Annotated in this window: 14 protein-coding genes and 4 pseudogenes; 8 read left to right on the top strand and 10 right to left on the bottom strand. The window is 55.6% G+C overall.

Features of this window, described 5'->3' with window-relative positions; genetic code table 11:
* Positions 1-28 precede the first annotated feature (28 nt).
* Together ACFQE9_RS13530 and ACFQE9_RS13525 are read right to left on the bottom strand one after the other, a co-directional pair.
* Positions 29-535, bottom strand: coding sequence for a PIN domain-containing protein (locus ACFQE9_RS13530; RefSeq protein ID WP_379745733.1), 507 nt, complete (start codon positions 533-535; stop codon positions 29-31).
* Positions 532-858, bottom strand: a complete 327-nt coding sequence (locus ACFQE9_RS13525) for a UPF0175 family protein (RefSeq protein ID WP_379746029.1) — start codon at positions 856-858, stop codon at positions 532-534. Before ACFQE9_RS13525 ends, ACFQE9_RS13530 begins: the two co-directional genes overlap by 4 nt.
* 134 nt (positions 859-992) lie before the next feature.
* Here ACFQE9_RS13525 and ACFQE9_RS13520 point away from each other — a divergent pair, with 134 nt between their 5' ends.
* A complete protein-coding gene (locus tag ACFQE9_RS13520) occupies positions 993-1,220 on the top strand; it encodes a hypothetical protein (protein WP_379745731.1) in 228 nt (75 codons plus the stop codon).
* Between the two features lie 48 nt (positions 1,221-1,268).
* On the opposite strand, the gene ACFQE9_RS13515 is transcribed toward ACFQE9_RS13520, so the two are convergent.
* On the bottom strand, positions 1,269-2,546 hold the full coding sequence (locus ACFQE9_RS13515) for an MFS transporter (protein ID WP_379745729.1): 1,278 nt from the start codon (positions 2,544-2,546) through the stop codon (positions 1,269-1,271).
* A 177-nt stretch (positions 2,547-2,723) separates the two neighbouring features.
* On the opposite strand from ACFQE9_RS13515, the gene ACFQE9_RS13510 reads away from it, so the two are divergent.
* The 3 genes from ACFQE9_RS13510 (at position 2,724) to ACFQE9_RS13500 (ending at position 3,925) form a co-directional block, all read left to right on the top strand.
* Positions 2,724-3,233, top strand: a complete 510-nt coding sequence (locus ACFQE9_RS13510; RefSeq protein ID WP_379745726.1) for a PUA domain-containing protein — start codon at positions 2,724-2,726, stop codon at positions 3,231-3,233.
* Between the two features lie 70 nt (positions 3,234-3,303).
* Positions 3,304-3,636 carry an ArsR/SmtB family transcription factor gene (locus tag ACFQE9_RS13505; protein ID WP_379745724.1) on the top strand — a complete coding sequence of 111 codons (333 nt, stop codon included), beginning with the start codon at positions 3,304-3,306 and terminating at the stop codon, positions 3,634-3,636.
* 121 nt (positions 3,637-3,757) lie between these two features.
* Entirely contained in the window at positions 3,758-3,925 is a 168-nt protein-coding gene (locus ACFQE9_RS13500) for an FmdB family zinc ribbon protein (protein WP_379745721.1), read from the top strand.
* 203 nt (positions 3,926-4,128) lie between these two features.
* Here ACFQE9_RS13500 and ACFQE9_RS13495 read toward each other — a convergent pair.
* A pseudogene (locus ACFQE9_RS13495) lies at positions 4,129-4,338 on the bottom strand (HpcH/HpaI aldolase family protein); the annotation flags it as partial.
* 62 nt (positions 4,339-4,400) lie between these two features.
* A pseudogene (locus ACFQE9_RS13490) lies at positions 4,401-5,035 on the bottom strand (restriction endonuclease); the annotation flags it as partial.
* Positions 5,036-5,225: 190 nt separating this feature from the next.
* Here ACFQE9_RS13490 and ACFQE9_RS13485 point away from each other — a divergent pair.
* Positions 5,226-5,990, top strand: coding sequence for an IclR family transcriptional regulator (locus ACFQE9_RS13485; RefSeq protein WP_379745718.1), 765 nt, complete (start codon positions 5,226-5,228; stop codon positions 5,988-5,990).
* A gap of 83 nt (positions 5,991-6,073) precedes the next feature.
* On the opposite strand, the pseudogene ACFQE9_RS15275 reads toward ACFQE9_RS13485, so the two are convergent.
* Positions 6,074-6,662 (bottom strand): annotated as a pseudogene (locus ACFQE9_RS15275) (IS6 family transposase).
* Between the two features lie 372 nt (positions 6,663-7,034).
* Here ACFQE9_RS15275 and ACFQE9_RS13480 point away from each other — a divergent pair.
* Positions 7,035-8,126 (top strand): TRAP transporter substrate-binding protein, encoded by a 1,092-nt coding sequence (locus ACFQE9_RS13480; RefSeq protein WP_379745716.1) that lies wholly within the window; start codon positions 7,035-7,037, stop codon positions 8,124-8,126.
* Between the two features lie 133 nt (positions 8,127-8,259).
* On the opposite strand, the gene ACFQE9_RS13475 is transcribed toward ACFQE9_RS13480, so the two are convergent.
* From ACFQE9_RS13475 to ACFQE9_RS13460, 4 genes and pseudogenes are all read right to left on the bottom strand, one after another.
* Positions 8,260-9,135, bottom strand: a complete 876-nt coding sequence (locus tag ACFQE9_RS13475) for a dihydrodipicolinate synthase family protein (RefSeq protein WP_379745713.1) — start codon at positions 9,133-9,135, stop codon at positions 8,260-8,262.
* A 99-nt stretch (positions 9,136-9,234) separates the two neighbouring features.
* Entirely contained in the window at positions 9,235-10,533 is a 1,299-nt protein-coding gene (locus ACFQE9_RS13470) for a TRAP transporter large permease (protein WP_379745710.1), read from the bottom strand.
* Positions 10,526-11,071, bottom strand: coding sequence for a TRAP transporter small permease (locus ACFQE9_RS13465; RefSeq protein ID WP_379745707.1), 546 nt, complete (start codon positions 11,069-11,071; stop codon positions 10,526-10,528). Before ACFQE9_RS13465 ends, ACFQE9_RS13470 begins: the two co-directional genes overlap by 8 nt.
* A 1,143-nt stretch (positions 11,072-12,214) precedes the next feature.
* A pseudogene (locus ACFQE9_RS13460) lies at positions 12,215-12,376 on the bottom strand (zinc ribbon domain-containing protein); the annotation flags it as partial.
* Between the two features lie 41 nt (positions 12,377-12,417).
* On the opposite strand from ACFQE9_RS13460, the gene ACFQE9_RS13455 reads away from it, so the two are divergent.
* The gene (locus ACFQE9_RS13455) at positions 12,418-13,590 is read left to right on the top strand and encodes an MFS transporter (RefSeq protein WP_379745704.1); all 1,173 of its coding nucleotides are present in this window, start codon (positions 12,418-12,420) and stop codon (positions 13,588-13,590) included.
* A gap of 108 nt (positions 13,591-13,698) precedes the next feature.
* Positions 13,699-14,742, top strand: a complete 1,044-nt coding sequence (locus ACFQE9_RS13450; RefSeq protein ID WP_379745701.1) for a zinc-dependent alcohol dehydrogenase — start codon at positions 13,699-13,701, stop codon at positions 14,740-14,742.
* Positions 14,743-14,801 lie beyond the last annotated feature (59 nt).

Here is a 14,801-nt window from a genome sequence, read left to right as displayed (position 1 = left end):
CCGGAATACACGACCCGGGTCGAGACGGTCACTCGTCGAGAAAAACGTCGAAGTCGCGGGCAGGAGAACGGAACCCGGCCTCATCGATCCAACGTGTGAGGTATTCGTCCGCCGTGTCCGGCGAAAGGTGACCGTCTTCGACGAAACGAACCAGGAGCCCGATCGACCCGGTCAAATCCACCTGGCGTTGGTTCGCGGTAGCACGCGCGTCTCCGTCGTCAGTAACGATTAGGCCATCAGAAACCTCTGCGACGGCTAGTGCCTGTGCCTCACCAGGATCGAGGGTTTCCAAGAGCGTCTCCTCCAACGCCGTCACGGAGCTAGATGGAACGATCACGGTGATCTCCTCCCCGAGCCTTGCTAACGCACGTTCGAGGTACGGATGGGTGTTTGTTCCGTCTTCGAGTTCGTCGCGAACAGCATCTACCGTCACGATCCGAGGGAGATCGACCAACAGCTCGACGGAATCGACGTGGGAAAAGTTGGAAAGGACGGTGGTATTGAGTACCGTTGGCTTTCGTGGCGACGTCGTCATTCGAGATCGCGAGCGGCCTCGATTTCGTCTCTCACAGCGTCCATGTCCTCGGGACCGAACCGCAGTTCGATGCCTTCCTCTCGCAGGATATCTCGCATCTCGAATCGGTTGACTCCGGCAAGCCGGGCAGCAGTACCTAACGTGATCTCCTCATCCCCGTAAAGCGATACCGCAGCCGCAATACGGGCGTTCCGATTTTCCTCGAAATATTCCCGCAGGACATGACGAACGGCATCGCTTTTGTTTTCGAAGATTCCCGCTTTAACGGCCCCCTCCATGAGATCGGTGAGGTCGTCCGGTATGGTGGCGGTGGTTCGGGACATGCCTTCAGTGAATATACGCAGATCATACATTATATGAATTGTGGTGGGACGTACTGCGGATAAGCGAATTCGCCGCGGAGACACTCGTCGACGCCAGTCCAAACACCTGTTACGCCGGAACGTGGAGGGGGCGTATGGATGACGACGAGACGGCTGGCGCGAAGGGGACAGATCGGGGGCCGATCACGCTTCCGCCGAACGAACTCGTGGAGCGGCTCGCGCTTCCGTTCGTGCTCGGCATGGCGCTCGGACTGTCGATCGGACGGTTCCTCGGGGGGCTCGTCGTCGGCGTCCCGCTCGGGCTCGTGCTGTTCGTGGCGTTCGGATGGCTGCGGCTGAAGCTCGCGGAACTCCCGCAGTGAGGGAGGAGTGGCTGCGCTCCCCGATCGCCCGTTCCGCGCGCGTCCTCCTCACGGCCGCAGATCGCGAGAGACGAGGACGCTCGCGAGCGCGCAGGCGGTGATCGTGAACCCGGCGAGCGCGAGGAAGACGGCGAATTCGGAGTCCGCGTAGGTCAACACGACGCCGACGACGGTCGCCCCGAGCGCGCCGATGCCGAAGATGCCGAGGTAGGTGAATCCGAAGGAAAGTCCCCGCGACTCCGGCGGCGAGTAGGCCGCGATCGTCGCCTGGGTGAGCGGCTGCATCGCGAACAGCGCGAACCCGAGCGCGCCGCCGATCGCGAGAAGCGGGCCGAGCCCCGCACGCGAGGCGGGCACGAACGCGAGCGCGATGGTCGTGAGGACGAGCAGCATCGCAACGAGCCCCCGCTCGGGCTCGATCCGGTCGGTGAGGCGTCCGCCGACGTACTGGCCGGCGATCCCCACGGTCAACAGCCCGACGTAGACGTACCGGGCGAGGTCGAACTCCTCGGCGAGCGCGCTGTCGGGATCGAAGACGCCCGGGCGGACGTCGCCGACGATCGCAACGAGAAAGTCGTTCAACAGCTCGGGCAGGAACGTCAACATCCCGCGGTAGAACAGCCCGTTGAACATCACGACGAGGAAGACGAGCGCGAAGCCGGCCGTGAAGACCGCGCGCGTTCCCTCGATGAGGTCGGCGAGCGAGCGGATCTCCCCGTCCGCGTCCGGGCCCTCGACCTCTTCGTCCTCGGCGTCGGTCAGTCCCGCCGTCTCGTCGAAGTCGATCGAGAGCCCGACGAGCGCGGCGACGATGGAGAGGGCGCCGAGCACGACGACGGCGGCCCGCCAGTCGGCGACGAGCAGCAGCAGCGCGGTCGCGAGCGGGCCGAAGGCGATCCCGGCGTTGCCCGCCATGCCGTGGTAGGCAAAGACCGTGCCGCGGGCGTCCGGGTCGATCCCGTTGCTGATGAGCGCGAGGCCGGCCGGGTGGTAGACGCTGGCGGCGGCGCCCCAGAGGCCGAGCGCGATCGCGATCGTCGCGACGTGGGGAACGAGGCTCAACGAGAGGAAGGCGATCCCCATCCCGAACAGACAGGCCACGATCAGCCGGCGGGAGCCGTAGCGGTCGACGAGCAGCCCGCCGGGGAGCGCGCCAATTCCGAAGAGGCCGTACCCGACCGTGACCACGACGCCGAGCACGGCGGCCGTGACCGAGAACTCGAGCAGCCAGACCGTCATCAAGATCGGCACGGAGAGCTCGTAGGTGTGTACCAGCCCGTGTGCAACCATCACGAACCCCGTGATGGACCGGTCGTTCGCGTTCACGCCGACTCCCCCGTTGGACGGCTGGACGGTCGGATCGACGGCGGGAGCAGGGCCATTTGAACTCGGTGACGGATCTGTCCTACGGTCCACAAAGAACCCGTCGGATCCGGAGACCTTCGGGGTGGAACGCGTCGTCGATCGGCCGCACTTATCCGCCTCGTCGTCCAAGCGCCTTTCATGAGCGACACGACGGGAATTCCGGACCTTCGCGTGAGCGCCGACTACCAGTTCGGCGCGGGCGCGGGCGCGGCGCTATTTCCGGACGACGAGCCGCTCTCGATCCGGCGATCGAGCGGCGGACGTCCCAGGCAGGTGCTCGCCGGCGACGTCGACCCCACGGGCGGCGATGAGGGCGAGCGGCTCGTCTCCTACGGGACGGACGGCCGGTTCACCCTCGGGATAGCGGGCGGCCGTCGGCTCCGGGAGGCGCTCGATCCGCCGGCGTATCGCGTGACCGTCGGCGAGGAGAGCGAGCCCTTCGTACGCGACGGGCGCAACGCGTTCGCGAAGTTCGTCCAGGCCGTCGACGACGCGGTGCGTCCCGGAGACGAGGTGCTCGTGGTGACGCCCGACGACGAGCTGTTGGCGGTCGGGCGCGCGGAGCTGGCCGCCGTCGAGATGCGCGCGTTCGAGACGGGCATGGCCGTGAAGGTGCGCGAGGGCGTGGGGACGAAAGACGAGAGGTGAGGATCCCCGGATGCCTGTCCGGTGGTTCGATGACGGAACGACATTTATACTGGGGGACCGATGTGTCGGTGTGACCTCCGAGTGGGACCCGGAGACGGTCTTCGAGATGCTCGGCAGCGAGGAGGTACGCAAGATCCTCGCGCTGACGAACACCGAGCCGAAGTCCGCGGGGGAGCTTGCCGATCACCTGTCGGTCTCACAGCCCACCGTCTATCGGCGCCTCAACGTCTGCCAGGAGCACAACCTGGTGCGCGAAGAGACCGAGATCGACGCGGAGGGGAACCACCGGAAGGTGTACCAGGCCTCGCTGGAACGCGTCACCTTCGAGCTGATCGAGACCGGGTTCGAGGTGAACATCGAACTCCGACACGACCCCCTCGAGGACGAGGCCTTCACGCAGTGAAGTGACGATCTCCGCGTCTTCGACGTCGATACGGCGATATTTCGGCATCACGGGTCACTAGCTGTTCGACTGACGTAGTCTCGCGCCGGTCATAAGCGTCTCCCGCCGCCAGTGTCCGTTGATGTCCGTGATCGACACCGTCAAGGACGCGATAGGCGTCGAGGACGACACACCGACCTACCGCTGTGGGGACTGTGGAACGGAGTTCGAGTCCGAGGCCGACCTCGATTCCTACTGGTTCAGCTGTCCGGAGTGTGAATCCTCCAACGCCGACCGGATCGAGGAGTGACGCGTAGCGGGGGCGGTGACGTTGCCCGTCGATCGCGTCTCCCCAGAGCCGCCGGATCCGTTCCGGCTCCACTCGCCACCGGATCCGTCCCGGCCCTCGAGGATCGCGTCCGCGACGTCCGTCACGCGCCGTCGATGTGACGCCGACGTCTCCACGCTTCGGGCGGCGTCAACGGTACACCGACAGGCGGAACAGCACGAAATTCACGCGCCGTTCCGTTCGGAGGCATCGAACCAGCTCGTGACGGTCTGCTCGAGCGCCCCGGTCGTGCTCCCGAGGTTCAGCATCTGGTAGCCGTTCGTCGCTTTTTCGTTGACGTCGTCCATCCCGAACCCGAGACCCGCAACGGGGACGTCCGCATCGACGGCCCTCGATCGAACCGTCTCGACGGCTTCCTGCACGCGATCACTATCTCCGACGAGGTCCGCCCGGCCTCGAAACGGACCGTCAATCGCCTGCTGGAACTCGGCGTGAAGCGTGTGGTGACCTGGTGGATGACGCCCACCGACGTCTCGAAGACGGTGTTCGTGTCCGCGGTGATCGCGGGACTATCGGACGAAACGTGACTTGTGAGTGTGGTGCTGGGAGGTCCGTTGCCTCAATGTTCTCGACGTCCTAGAACGCCTCTCTGACGGGTGCGTCGATGTCCGTGGCCGGATCATACGGTCGCAGCGTCTCGTTACAGAGGATCTCGATCCCCCCGTTGTAGAGATCGAGACCGATCTCGTCGGCGAGCTCTCGAAAGTCCTCGCCGTCGATTAGGTCGATAGGATAGGGATCACCGTTCTGTTGGAGTCGTTCAGCGTACTCCTCGGCAGGATTGGTGAACCGTCCCGTAGTAACGACCATTCCGCGCTTTGGCCCGTCGAAGTCGAACGTCGCGATCGCCGAGTGGAGCTTCTGGACGACTGGTCGTCCGACCGTTTCCGTGTGCTTGCACTCTACGACTATCCCCCGGCGGGTGCCGTCGACGACCTCCTCCATCATCACATCTCGCCCTTCGTCTGCCGTTTTCTCGGCCTGTCGGACGTTTTCGTAGCCGAGATTCCGGAATACGTCCTCCATCAGATCCTCTAATTCGAATCCCGAGAGGTCGTCTAGTACAGCCATTTCGTTTTGTGTGATGTGTGTATTACCACTACCAAATAGTCACCGTGCGCTATTGATGATTAAACTTGTAACAACATATGTCAACAGCACCGTTGAAAATTGGCATTATTCGAAAAATTGAATACTACACTTCCGTCCGATAGTCATCAACCACCATCTATATATTATATACAACTGAAATTGTAGTACTATGACCAAGAATTCAAAAAATAGTCTCCAATCTATCGAAAGGAGTTTCGATATTATTGAACAGCTAGTTGAGCTGGAGAGTGCGGGTTTAACTGAGCTTTCGGAATGTCTAGATATTCCAAAAAGTACCGTGTATATTCATCTACAGACCCTTGTTCAGCGTGGATATGTCACGAAATATGGCGATGATTATCGACCTTCCTTTAGATTTCTACAGCTCGGTGGACAAATGAGACATCGTTTGCCACTTTATCGTCATGGACGGCCGAAAGTAGATGAGTTGGCCCAACAAACCGGAGAGCTGGTTAATCTTGCAATTGAAGAACGTGGCCGTGGTGTTGTAATCTACATTTCAAAAGGTCAAGATGCTGCGATAAATCTTGAACCAATGGGGAAGTACGGATACCTTCATCAACCCGCTTACGGGAAAGCTATTTTAGCTCAACGAACCCCAGAAGACGTGAACAATATCATTGATCGACATGGCATGAGAAAGCTAACGCAGAACACGATTTCAGATAGGGATCAGCTCCATGACGAATTGAGAAAAACCCGAGAGCGTGGGTACGCACTTGAATTAGACGAGGGAGAGGAAGGTCTGGGTTGTATTGGAGTTGCAATCACTGACAGTGAGAATGGTGTTATCGGAGCTGTTAGCATTTCGATGCCTTCCACCAAAATCTCAAATACTGACGTGCAAAAAGAGATGGCGCAAAAATTACAAAATACAGCCAATGTGATCGAACTCAAAATTGAGCATACCTGAGTAATTAGGTCATGTCTCATCTAAGACAGTTCACGTTAACTTTGGCGTGGATTATGATAGATGGCGACAGATTCAAGCCTGTTTTAAGCTGTCTCTAGCACGACATTGCTAAAACTATTTGTGAACGATGATGTTCGCCGTTCTATTTTTTATAAGATATGTTCGATGGCAATCCAATTTCCATGCTGAATAACTTGAAATGGATAATTGTCTTCAGCAAGAATTAATTCATGATAGCTTCCATTATCGATGAGGAACGTCACGGTATTGAGCTAGTAGTGCTAGTGTAGCTCAGTCAGAAACCATCGCGTCAGTTTTTCATTTGTGGTGGCAGAGAGGTTAACGTGAAGGATTTCGTTCCTATCCGGATAAACTTTGCCGTCCAGCTAGAACTGCGGACCATGGAGTCGGAGCATCTTTTCGTCAACCGCGAGTTGATCCTCCGAGACGATCAAGAGCAGCTATAGATCGACTTTATGAACCTAGTTTCGAATAGCAATGGGACTCAGATCGACCGATATCACTCAAGAAATTTATTTATCTCTCGAAGTGACATACTAGTCAAATGACAGCGAATTCTTTTCTTAATCGTCCGGTGTGGAGTTCGAACTCGCCCTCTAAACGACAAGTCAATCCACGCGATACCTTCCAAGGGCGTTCGATCTCCGCGATAGAACTCTAATTCGGACGCCTCAATCCCTAACTTACCGCGACCCCAAGACACGATCAAACCATCTAGTGTGATTGTACCTTCATTACTCAAAATCACAAACGTACGTATGTAATGCCCATGGATCTGATCTTTGAGTGTAGTCAATATAATTGACCAGGAATATTCGCAATTTAATCTAGATATCCAGATTACACGGCTTCTAAGAGTACTTTTCCCCTAATAAACTATCTTCAATGATATTGACTAACTCGAAGCTGCTCGCTACTGGATTTCCACAGATTTGTGTACCACAAAGATGCTCAATTTTAGAGATATGCCCACAACAAAATATCCAAAACATTTATTAATAATTAGTATCCTCAATAGCACGTATGTCCTGGAATAATGGGCCGGTTGAGCGCAGAGAACTACTGAAAAAGAGTGGCGTTGCACTTACAGTTGGTACGGTAGGTACTGCTGGATGCATGGGTGGAAATGGGAATGGAAATGGTGGTAACGGAGGGAATGGTGGTAACGGCGGTAATGGTGGTAACGGAGATAGCGAAGAAGATGTCGAGATCACCCTTGCTTCGGCTAACGGGCCAGAGAGCACGATTGTTCAGACCATTCAATCGGAATTTATCGATCGTATTGAAAATGAGACTGACGGTCGTATCTCGTTTAACCTGGAAGCAGGCACAATAGGCGGCGCCGAGGAAGTTCTTGACGCTACAGTTTCGGGAACGACCGATATGGTTATCGAGAGTCCTGAGGCGACTGCAACACGATTTGCCCCATCGTATACGTTTGCGGGCGACCCCTTTGTCATCAGGGATATCGAACATTATCGTAGTGTCGAAGAGGAATTCTTGTTGACCGAGGACGGGCTCAATGGAGAGCTCTTGAACAATGGTCTCCGAATGTTCAAAGGCTACCGATGGGGAAATCGGGGAGTCACGGCTAATAAGTCGGTTACCTCACCAGAAGACGTTCAGGGATTGAAGATGAGGCTTCCCCAGTTCGACTCGTGGGTCGGCGTTTGGGAAGAGATTGGCGTTGATGTTACCCCGGTTCCATTCGACGAGCTCTATTCGGCATTGGAGACCGGTGTTGCAGACTCCTCGGAGGGGCCAATAACGCAGTTCATGTCGACGAGCCTCTATGAGGTTCAAAGTCATTTCTCAGAGACGAACCATCTGTTGAGTATGCACCACTTCATCATGAATGAGGAATTCTATCAGGGTCTCTCTACAGACGACAGAGACTACATGGAATCCGTGATAGAAGAGGCGGCCGATGATGTAACAGATAGCATCCGTGAACAGGAAGAGGACGAGTATGATGCGGCTCGTGATGAAGGTACTACCATAATTCGTGCAGATGAGGTTGACCGGGAGGCGTTTGTAGAAGCAGGACAACCCTACCTTGAGGAATTATCTTCCGAGGAATGGGCTGTTGACTTCCAGGAGATCCAGGATCTGTAGGCTCCGAACCTGAATATCGAGGGACTGGATCGGTTTTTCAATATCTATTTTCACGGGCGGATATGATGTGAGAGGAACTGTGGTCTAGATCACGACTAGTCTAAAAGAGAATTCTCTGATGCTGATCTTGTGGCTACCCCATTGACTCGTCAAAACGCACGCGAAGTTCTCGCTTCATCTCCTCATTGAGCGTTGGGAGGGGAGGAAGAGAAGGTCCAACATCAATTCCAGAATAGGTTGTCAGATACTTTATACCGGGAATAAGCGGAATTTCCCTAAAGGAACGTCCGATCTCAATAGTGGATCGTAGTGCGTCCATCATTGCTTCGTCATTGTTGTCTACGAATGAACTGTATACGTTGACGAGGGTCGACGGCATGTAATTTGCCTCACCTGGAACGATTCCGTCAATTCCCAAACGAAAGACAGTAGGTGAATCGATAACCCCCCCTTGGAGAACAGAAAATGACTCCGGAGTCGAACGAACAAGCTCATAGAGATATCCGACATCACCACTAGAGTCCTTAATTCCGTGTATAGCTGGATGTTCTGCGAGCGCTTGAACAGTTGCCACGGGGAGTTCTTGCCCTGTTCGAGACGGGATATGATAGAGGATGATGGGGAGTGATGAGTCGTCTGCTATGTTGGAATAAAACTCCTCAAAACCCTCTGGAGAGCCAGGTAAGTAATACGGGAGGACGATGACTGCAGCATCTGCACCAGCCTTCTCAGCATCATCAATTAGGGAAAGTACCTCTGAACGACTTGTCCCACCACATCCCGCTAATACTGGCACAGAATCTGCTGAATTTGATACGGTTTGGATTATTGTGGATCGGTCCGATCGTGATAGACTCGAAAACTCTCCGGTCGTCCCACATGGGAACAAACCGTGTACCCCATTTTTCACAAGCCGATTGGTTAATTGTCGTAATTCATCTATGGCGATTGTTCCTGAGCGATCTTCGACAGGCGTAACCATGGGTGGGATGACCCCATTGATATCCATGCGAATAGCGATTATATCTAGTCATAAAAGTATTTATGGAATATCCTCCTCGCCTAAATATAATAATTGACACAATTTCTTTTCAAAATGGCGCGTTCCTCACAGCAGACCGGTTGCTCGAGGAACGTATAACGAGAGTTCTGGGAATATAACAATGAATAATAGAACGATCCCCAGCGGAATGTAGTATGGCAGCATAGATTTCATTACATCTGTGAGAGTTTCATCGGTAACTCGTTCAAGTACAAAGAGAATAATACCGAAAGGCGGTGTGATAAGACCATACATCAACGTGACTATCATTACGATTCCAAAGTGAATCGGATCGATACCAAGAGTTGGGAACATCGGCAGTAAGACTGGTGTGAGTATCAGAAGAATCGCGTTAGTCTCCATGAACGTACCTAACACGAGCAGTAGTATCGTCAAGAAGAGAAGTGTGATTACCGTACTCTCAGAGATTCCAAGTATGACTCCTCCGAGGATATCCGGAATTCCTGAAAGCGTAAGCCAGTAGGCATAGACATTCGCGAATCCGAGAATAATGATAATACTCGCTGTATCTTCGAATGTGTCGCGACAAACCCTGTAATACGTCCGAACGTTTAGGCCACGATAATAGAACGTACCGATCAGGATTGCCCATAGACTGGCAACAATAGCGGCCTCAGTTGCTGTGAAGATCCCGAGCATGATTCCGCCGAGGATGATTGCAGGCGTTATGAGGCCTGGGATAGTTCGTAATAACGAAACAGAAAGTCTTCGAACATTAATCGGCTCACCCCGTGGCCAGTCGTGTTTCCGGGCCAAGAAATAGATCGTCAGCATCAGCGCTATAGCCATCATCAGTCCCGGAATCACACCTGCCATGAACAGGGCACCGATCGACTCTTCGACAAGTACAGCGTAAATCACGACCGGAATACTGGGGGGGATAATTGGTCCAATTATTGCAGAGGATCCGGTCACTCCCACTGCATCTTTCCCATCAAATCCATGTGACGTCATCGCGTCATATTCTATCACGCCAAGGCCAGCTGCATCAGCAACCGCAGACCCGCTCATTCCGGAGAAGATTACGCTTACAATCACATTCACCTGAGCGAGTCCCCCTTGTAGCGTCCCAACTAGTTCAGTGGCAAAGTCAAAGAGATCTTCAGTTATCCCCGCCTCATTCATAAGTCGGCCTGCAAAGATGAAAAACGGAATCGCTAGTAGTACCCACACGTCCATTCCCGCATAGACTCGCTGTGCCAAGATGGCAAAATTGAGTTCTGGGCCGATAGGGAGAAACATCACAACAACAACCGTTGAACCAAGTGCATAACCGAGCGGTACGCCAAGCGCGTACAATCCCAATAGTGTAATGAAAAAGGCGAGCAACAAGAGGTTAGACATGATCATCACCTGCGTCAGTTTCGACTCCATCCGTTGATGCTAACGCGATCAATTTCCCCAAGGTATCCGAAATGACATAGACGATTGTTGCACCGAAGGATACGGCCATTACTGCGTATATCCATCGGATGTAGAACCATCTAATTGTAGGAAGCGTGATCGAGTTAACTTGGTAGTATGATAGGTACGAGGACTGAACCATAATTACGAGAAATCCAATTAACAATATGTTACGGACTAAGATGAGAACATTATACGTCTCGTTGGAGAATCGTTCAAGAATTGGTAAGAATGAGATATCCAAGTTATGTTTGAATAGATATGGAAGGGCGACTAATGTGAGAAACACCAACGTTGTTCGTGTTATCTCACCAACCCAATACAGACCGACAGAAATATCGATAAAGCGATTAAAAATTTGAATTAATCCCGTTATTAGCATCAGATGTAGCAGAAGAATACCTGCTATTTGGATAATACTATCATCTTTCTTACCAATAATATCAGTGGCTATTCTTGATAACGCCTGTAATGGCATACCAAGAGATTCCAGACTAATACATGATAAAGATTTTGTATCAAGTCGGGATCGTATTTATGTAAGACGAAGAGTAAGGAAAGACGGTCTTGGAACGCTTCATGTTCCGAGTCGCTCTTCAAAATCGATGTGAAGACAGCTTCGAGTTGGCTTCTCTGGAGAAAGGGCGATCCCCGAGTCAATAACTAAACTCAATATCCACTTGAGCTGGCTATTCTACCTTTACTATATTTTATCTTATATATCTATGTATTTTATATTTATCGCTGTTAACTCATCAGCACATCTAGGTTCAGAAGTCCGCTCGATGGCCGTTTGATGGGACGAGTTCAGATTGCCTTGTGATCGATGGGATTGTGAACTCAATGATGATGGATATGACTGTATTCCGACGGTTATTCGCTACAATCCACTTACTGCATGTTTAGTTTAATATGACGAGAATCCCTGAAGTAAATGAATTTTCGAGGAATTCCACGGAATACATCTCGTCAGCGACGTACGCGTTCTGAACAACAAGATACGGTGGTTATAGACGCCCTTCCAACGATGTCACTGCGTGAAACACGGGAATCAAACCAGCATAAAATATGTATTTAGAAATTAAAAATACTAAACTAACCAATTATCAAACTATTTCTATCCTCGAATGCAGATGTCGTTAAAGCAGGCGTCAAACATTCGTCTTCACATACAACTAGCTTATCTCACAGCAGCGGGGCGAAGGCTGGTGAAAGAGTCACTTATCTTGCTCATTTCCTGATTGGAACAGGGGAACGAGCGAGTCGGATATACGTCTTCCGTCGATCGAGACAACGTCTTAGCAAGCGACTATTTCGATTCGCATCGGATTCCTCGATGGATCCGGGATCGTCGACCACTCGAACGTCCGCCCGTTCGAGTGCGATCGAGGACACGGCATCGAGGGTCGTCGACGTCGACATCCGTTTCCAGGGCGGTGATTCGAAGCGGTGCACGTCCCACCTCGGTCTAGATCGTGGTGCCGGTTCGCTCGATCGTATCGTCACGGCGGTGCGTTCGATCGTTCTCGTGGCGGGTTCGCGATCGCCTTCGACGCCGCGAAGGAGCGTGACCTGCCCTCAGCGATCCGGAGTAGTCGTGACGGTGCAATCTGTCACCCCGCTATTTTGATTTAGTCAGACCCTCTGTCGGAGGACTCTGAGTTATCTTTCGTCGGATGTTCACCGCGCCGTTCACGTCCGCGTTCATCGTCGCTCCGCACGACTCACAGACGTACAACCCACGCACCACACGATTCGCGTCACGCATCCGCCCACAACACGACTCCTTGCTCTTTATAATGTGGCGGGGCGGAGTCAGAGGCGATGAGTCGATGGCGAGAACGGGAGATTCTCGGGGTGACGACGGCGGCGTTTTTCGTGACGATGTTTGCCCGTCTCGTCACGAGTCCGCTGGTCCCCCAGATCACCGACGCCTTCTCGGTCTCGAACGGTCAGGTGGGACTGGCGTTTTCGGGAATGTGGGCCGCCTACGCCCTCTTCCAGTTCCCGGGTGGCGTGCTAGCCGACCGGATCGGCGAGACGCGAGTCGTCTCGATCGCCATCGGGGCGACCGGGATCACGACCCTCGCGCTCGGACTGTCGCCGACGTTTCCGGTGTTCGCGATCCTCGCCGTTGGCGTCGGTGCGGCCTCGGGACTGTACTTCACCGCCGGGGTGGCGTTTCTCTCCAATCAGTTCCAGAATACGGGCCGAGCGCTCGGCATTCACGAGATCGGTGCCTCGGCCGGCGGACTCGTGGCTCCCGTCGCCGCCGCGTACCTGGCGGCGCGCCTCGACTGGCGGGCGGGACCGCTCGCCGCGACGGCGATCGCGGTCGCCGCGCTCGCGCTGTTCGTCTGGCGGGCGCCCGCCACGTCACCCGAGAACCTCGACGCCTCGATACGCGACCAGCTCAACGTGCGCCGACTCCTGGACCTCCTCTCTCGCCGGACCATCCTGTTCACCACCGCGATCGCGATGCTCGGATTTTTCACCTGGCAAGCGTTCGCCTCCTTTTTCCCCACGTTTCTCGTCGAATACGGGGGCCTCTCCACGTCCCGGGCGAGCGTCATCTTCGGCGCGGTGTTCGCGTTCACGCTCGTCGGATCGCCAGCGCTCGGTCGGGTCTCGGATACGATCGGCCGCGACGTCGTTTTGGGCGGTGCGTTCCTCGCTGGCGCCGCTGGATACGCGACGTTCCTGTTGGGCACGGGACCGTTCGTCCACGGCGGCGGCGTTATCCTCGTGGGGCTGGGCCTCAGCTGGCCCGGCGTCATGAACTCGCGATTCATGGACAACCTCGCGCCCGACGAACGGGGAACGGGGTTCGGTCTCGTTCGGACGGTCGTGTTGCTCGTCAGTTCGCTCGGGAGCGGCGTCACCGGACTACTGGTCGACGTCGCCGGGTGGAAAACGGCCTACGGGTTCGTTGCCGGCCTGCTCGGGACGCTCGTCGTCCTGCTGGTGCTCAACCGGGCGCTCGGTACGAACGCGTAGCGCCGGCGGACCGACGAGGGACCTCCGCCGGGCTGGGGACGCGACTCGACATCCGGAGTCGAGGGGAGAGCCCATTCGTTTATCAGGATCGAATCAGACGTCAGTCGTATGCGTGCACTTGCCAAGACAACTCGAGACAAGGGTGGGATGGAACTCGTCGACGTCCCGAAACCGGAGCCGAAACCGAACGAGGCGCTCGTCGAAGTCGCTTACGCCGGCGTGTGCGGCAGCGACGCGGGTATCTACAAGTTCAAGGAGGCGTACCACCGGATGGAACCGCCGACCGTCATCGGTCACGAATACTCGGGACGGGTGGTCGACGTCGGGTCCGACGTCACGGAGTTCTCCGTCGGTGACCCGGTCGTCGAGCGACCGATACGCGGCTGTGGCTCGTGTTATCAGTGTAAGTCCGGCGACGAACACGTCTGTCAGAACGCCGTCGTCACCGGCGTCGACCACGACGGCGCCTACGCCGAGTACGTTCCCGTTCCGGAGACGGCGCTCCACGCGCTTCCACCCGAACTCGACCTGCGACGCGCCGCCGTCACCGAACCGACGAGCATCGGGGCTCGCGCCGTCGTCGAGAACTCGCGAGTCGGGGCGGGCGACACGGTGCTGGTCGCCGGTCCCGGCCCGATCGGGCAGGTCACCGCACAGATAGCCGCCGCGCAGGGAGGCGACGTGATCGTCGCGGGCGTGGGTCGGGACGCGGAACACCGGCTTCCGCTGGCGCGGGACTTCGGCTTCCGAACGGTCGACGTCGAGAACGAGGATCTCGATTCGCTCCGCGAGGAGGTCACCGACGGAATCGGCTTCGACGTCGTGTTCGATACGACCGGTCACCCGTCAGGACTCCCGATGTCCGTCGACGCGGTCCGGAAGGGCGGTCAAATCGTGCTGGTCGGACAGACCGGCGAGACCACGATGGCCTACTCGCCGCTGGTCCGCTCGGAGCTGGACATCCAGTGTTCGTTCGCCTCGATGTGGGAGGACTTCGAGCGGTCGGTCCGGATGATCCGGTCGGGAACCGTCGACGCCGAGGGGCTCATCGATTCCCGATTTTCGCTCCTCGACGCCGACGAAGCGTTCGAGGCGTTTCTGGACGGACGGACCTGCAAGCCGGTGTTCGACGTCTCCGAACTCCGAGAGTGACGCGACGAGGCGACGGAAGCTCCGCCCGCCAGCACGAATCGCCCTTCTCTGGCGGAGCG

The sequence above is a fragment of the Halopenitus salinus genome (assembly GCF_042662125.1).
Taxonomy (GTDB): Archaea; Halobacteriota; Halobacteria; order Halobacteriales; family Haloferacaceae; genus Halopenitus; species Halopenitus salinus.
This window is presented reverse-complemented; position numbering and strand designations above follow the sequence as displayed.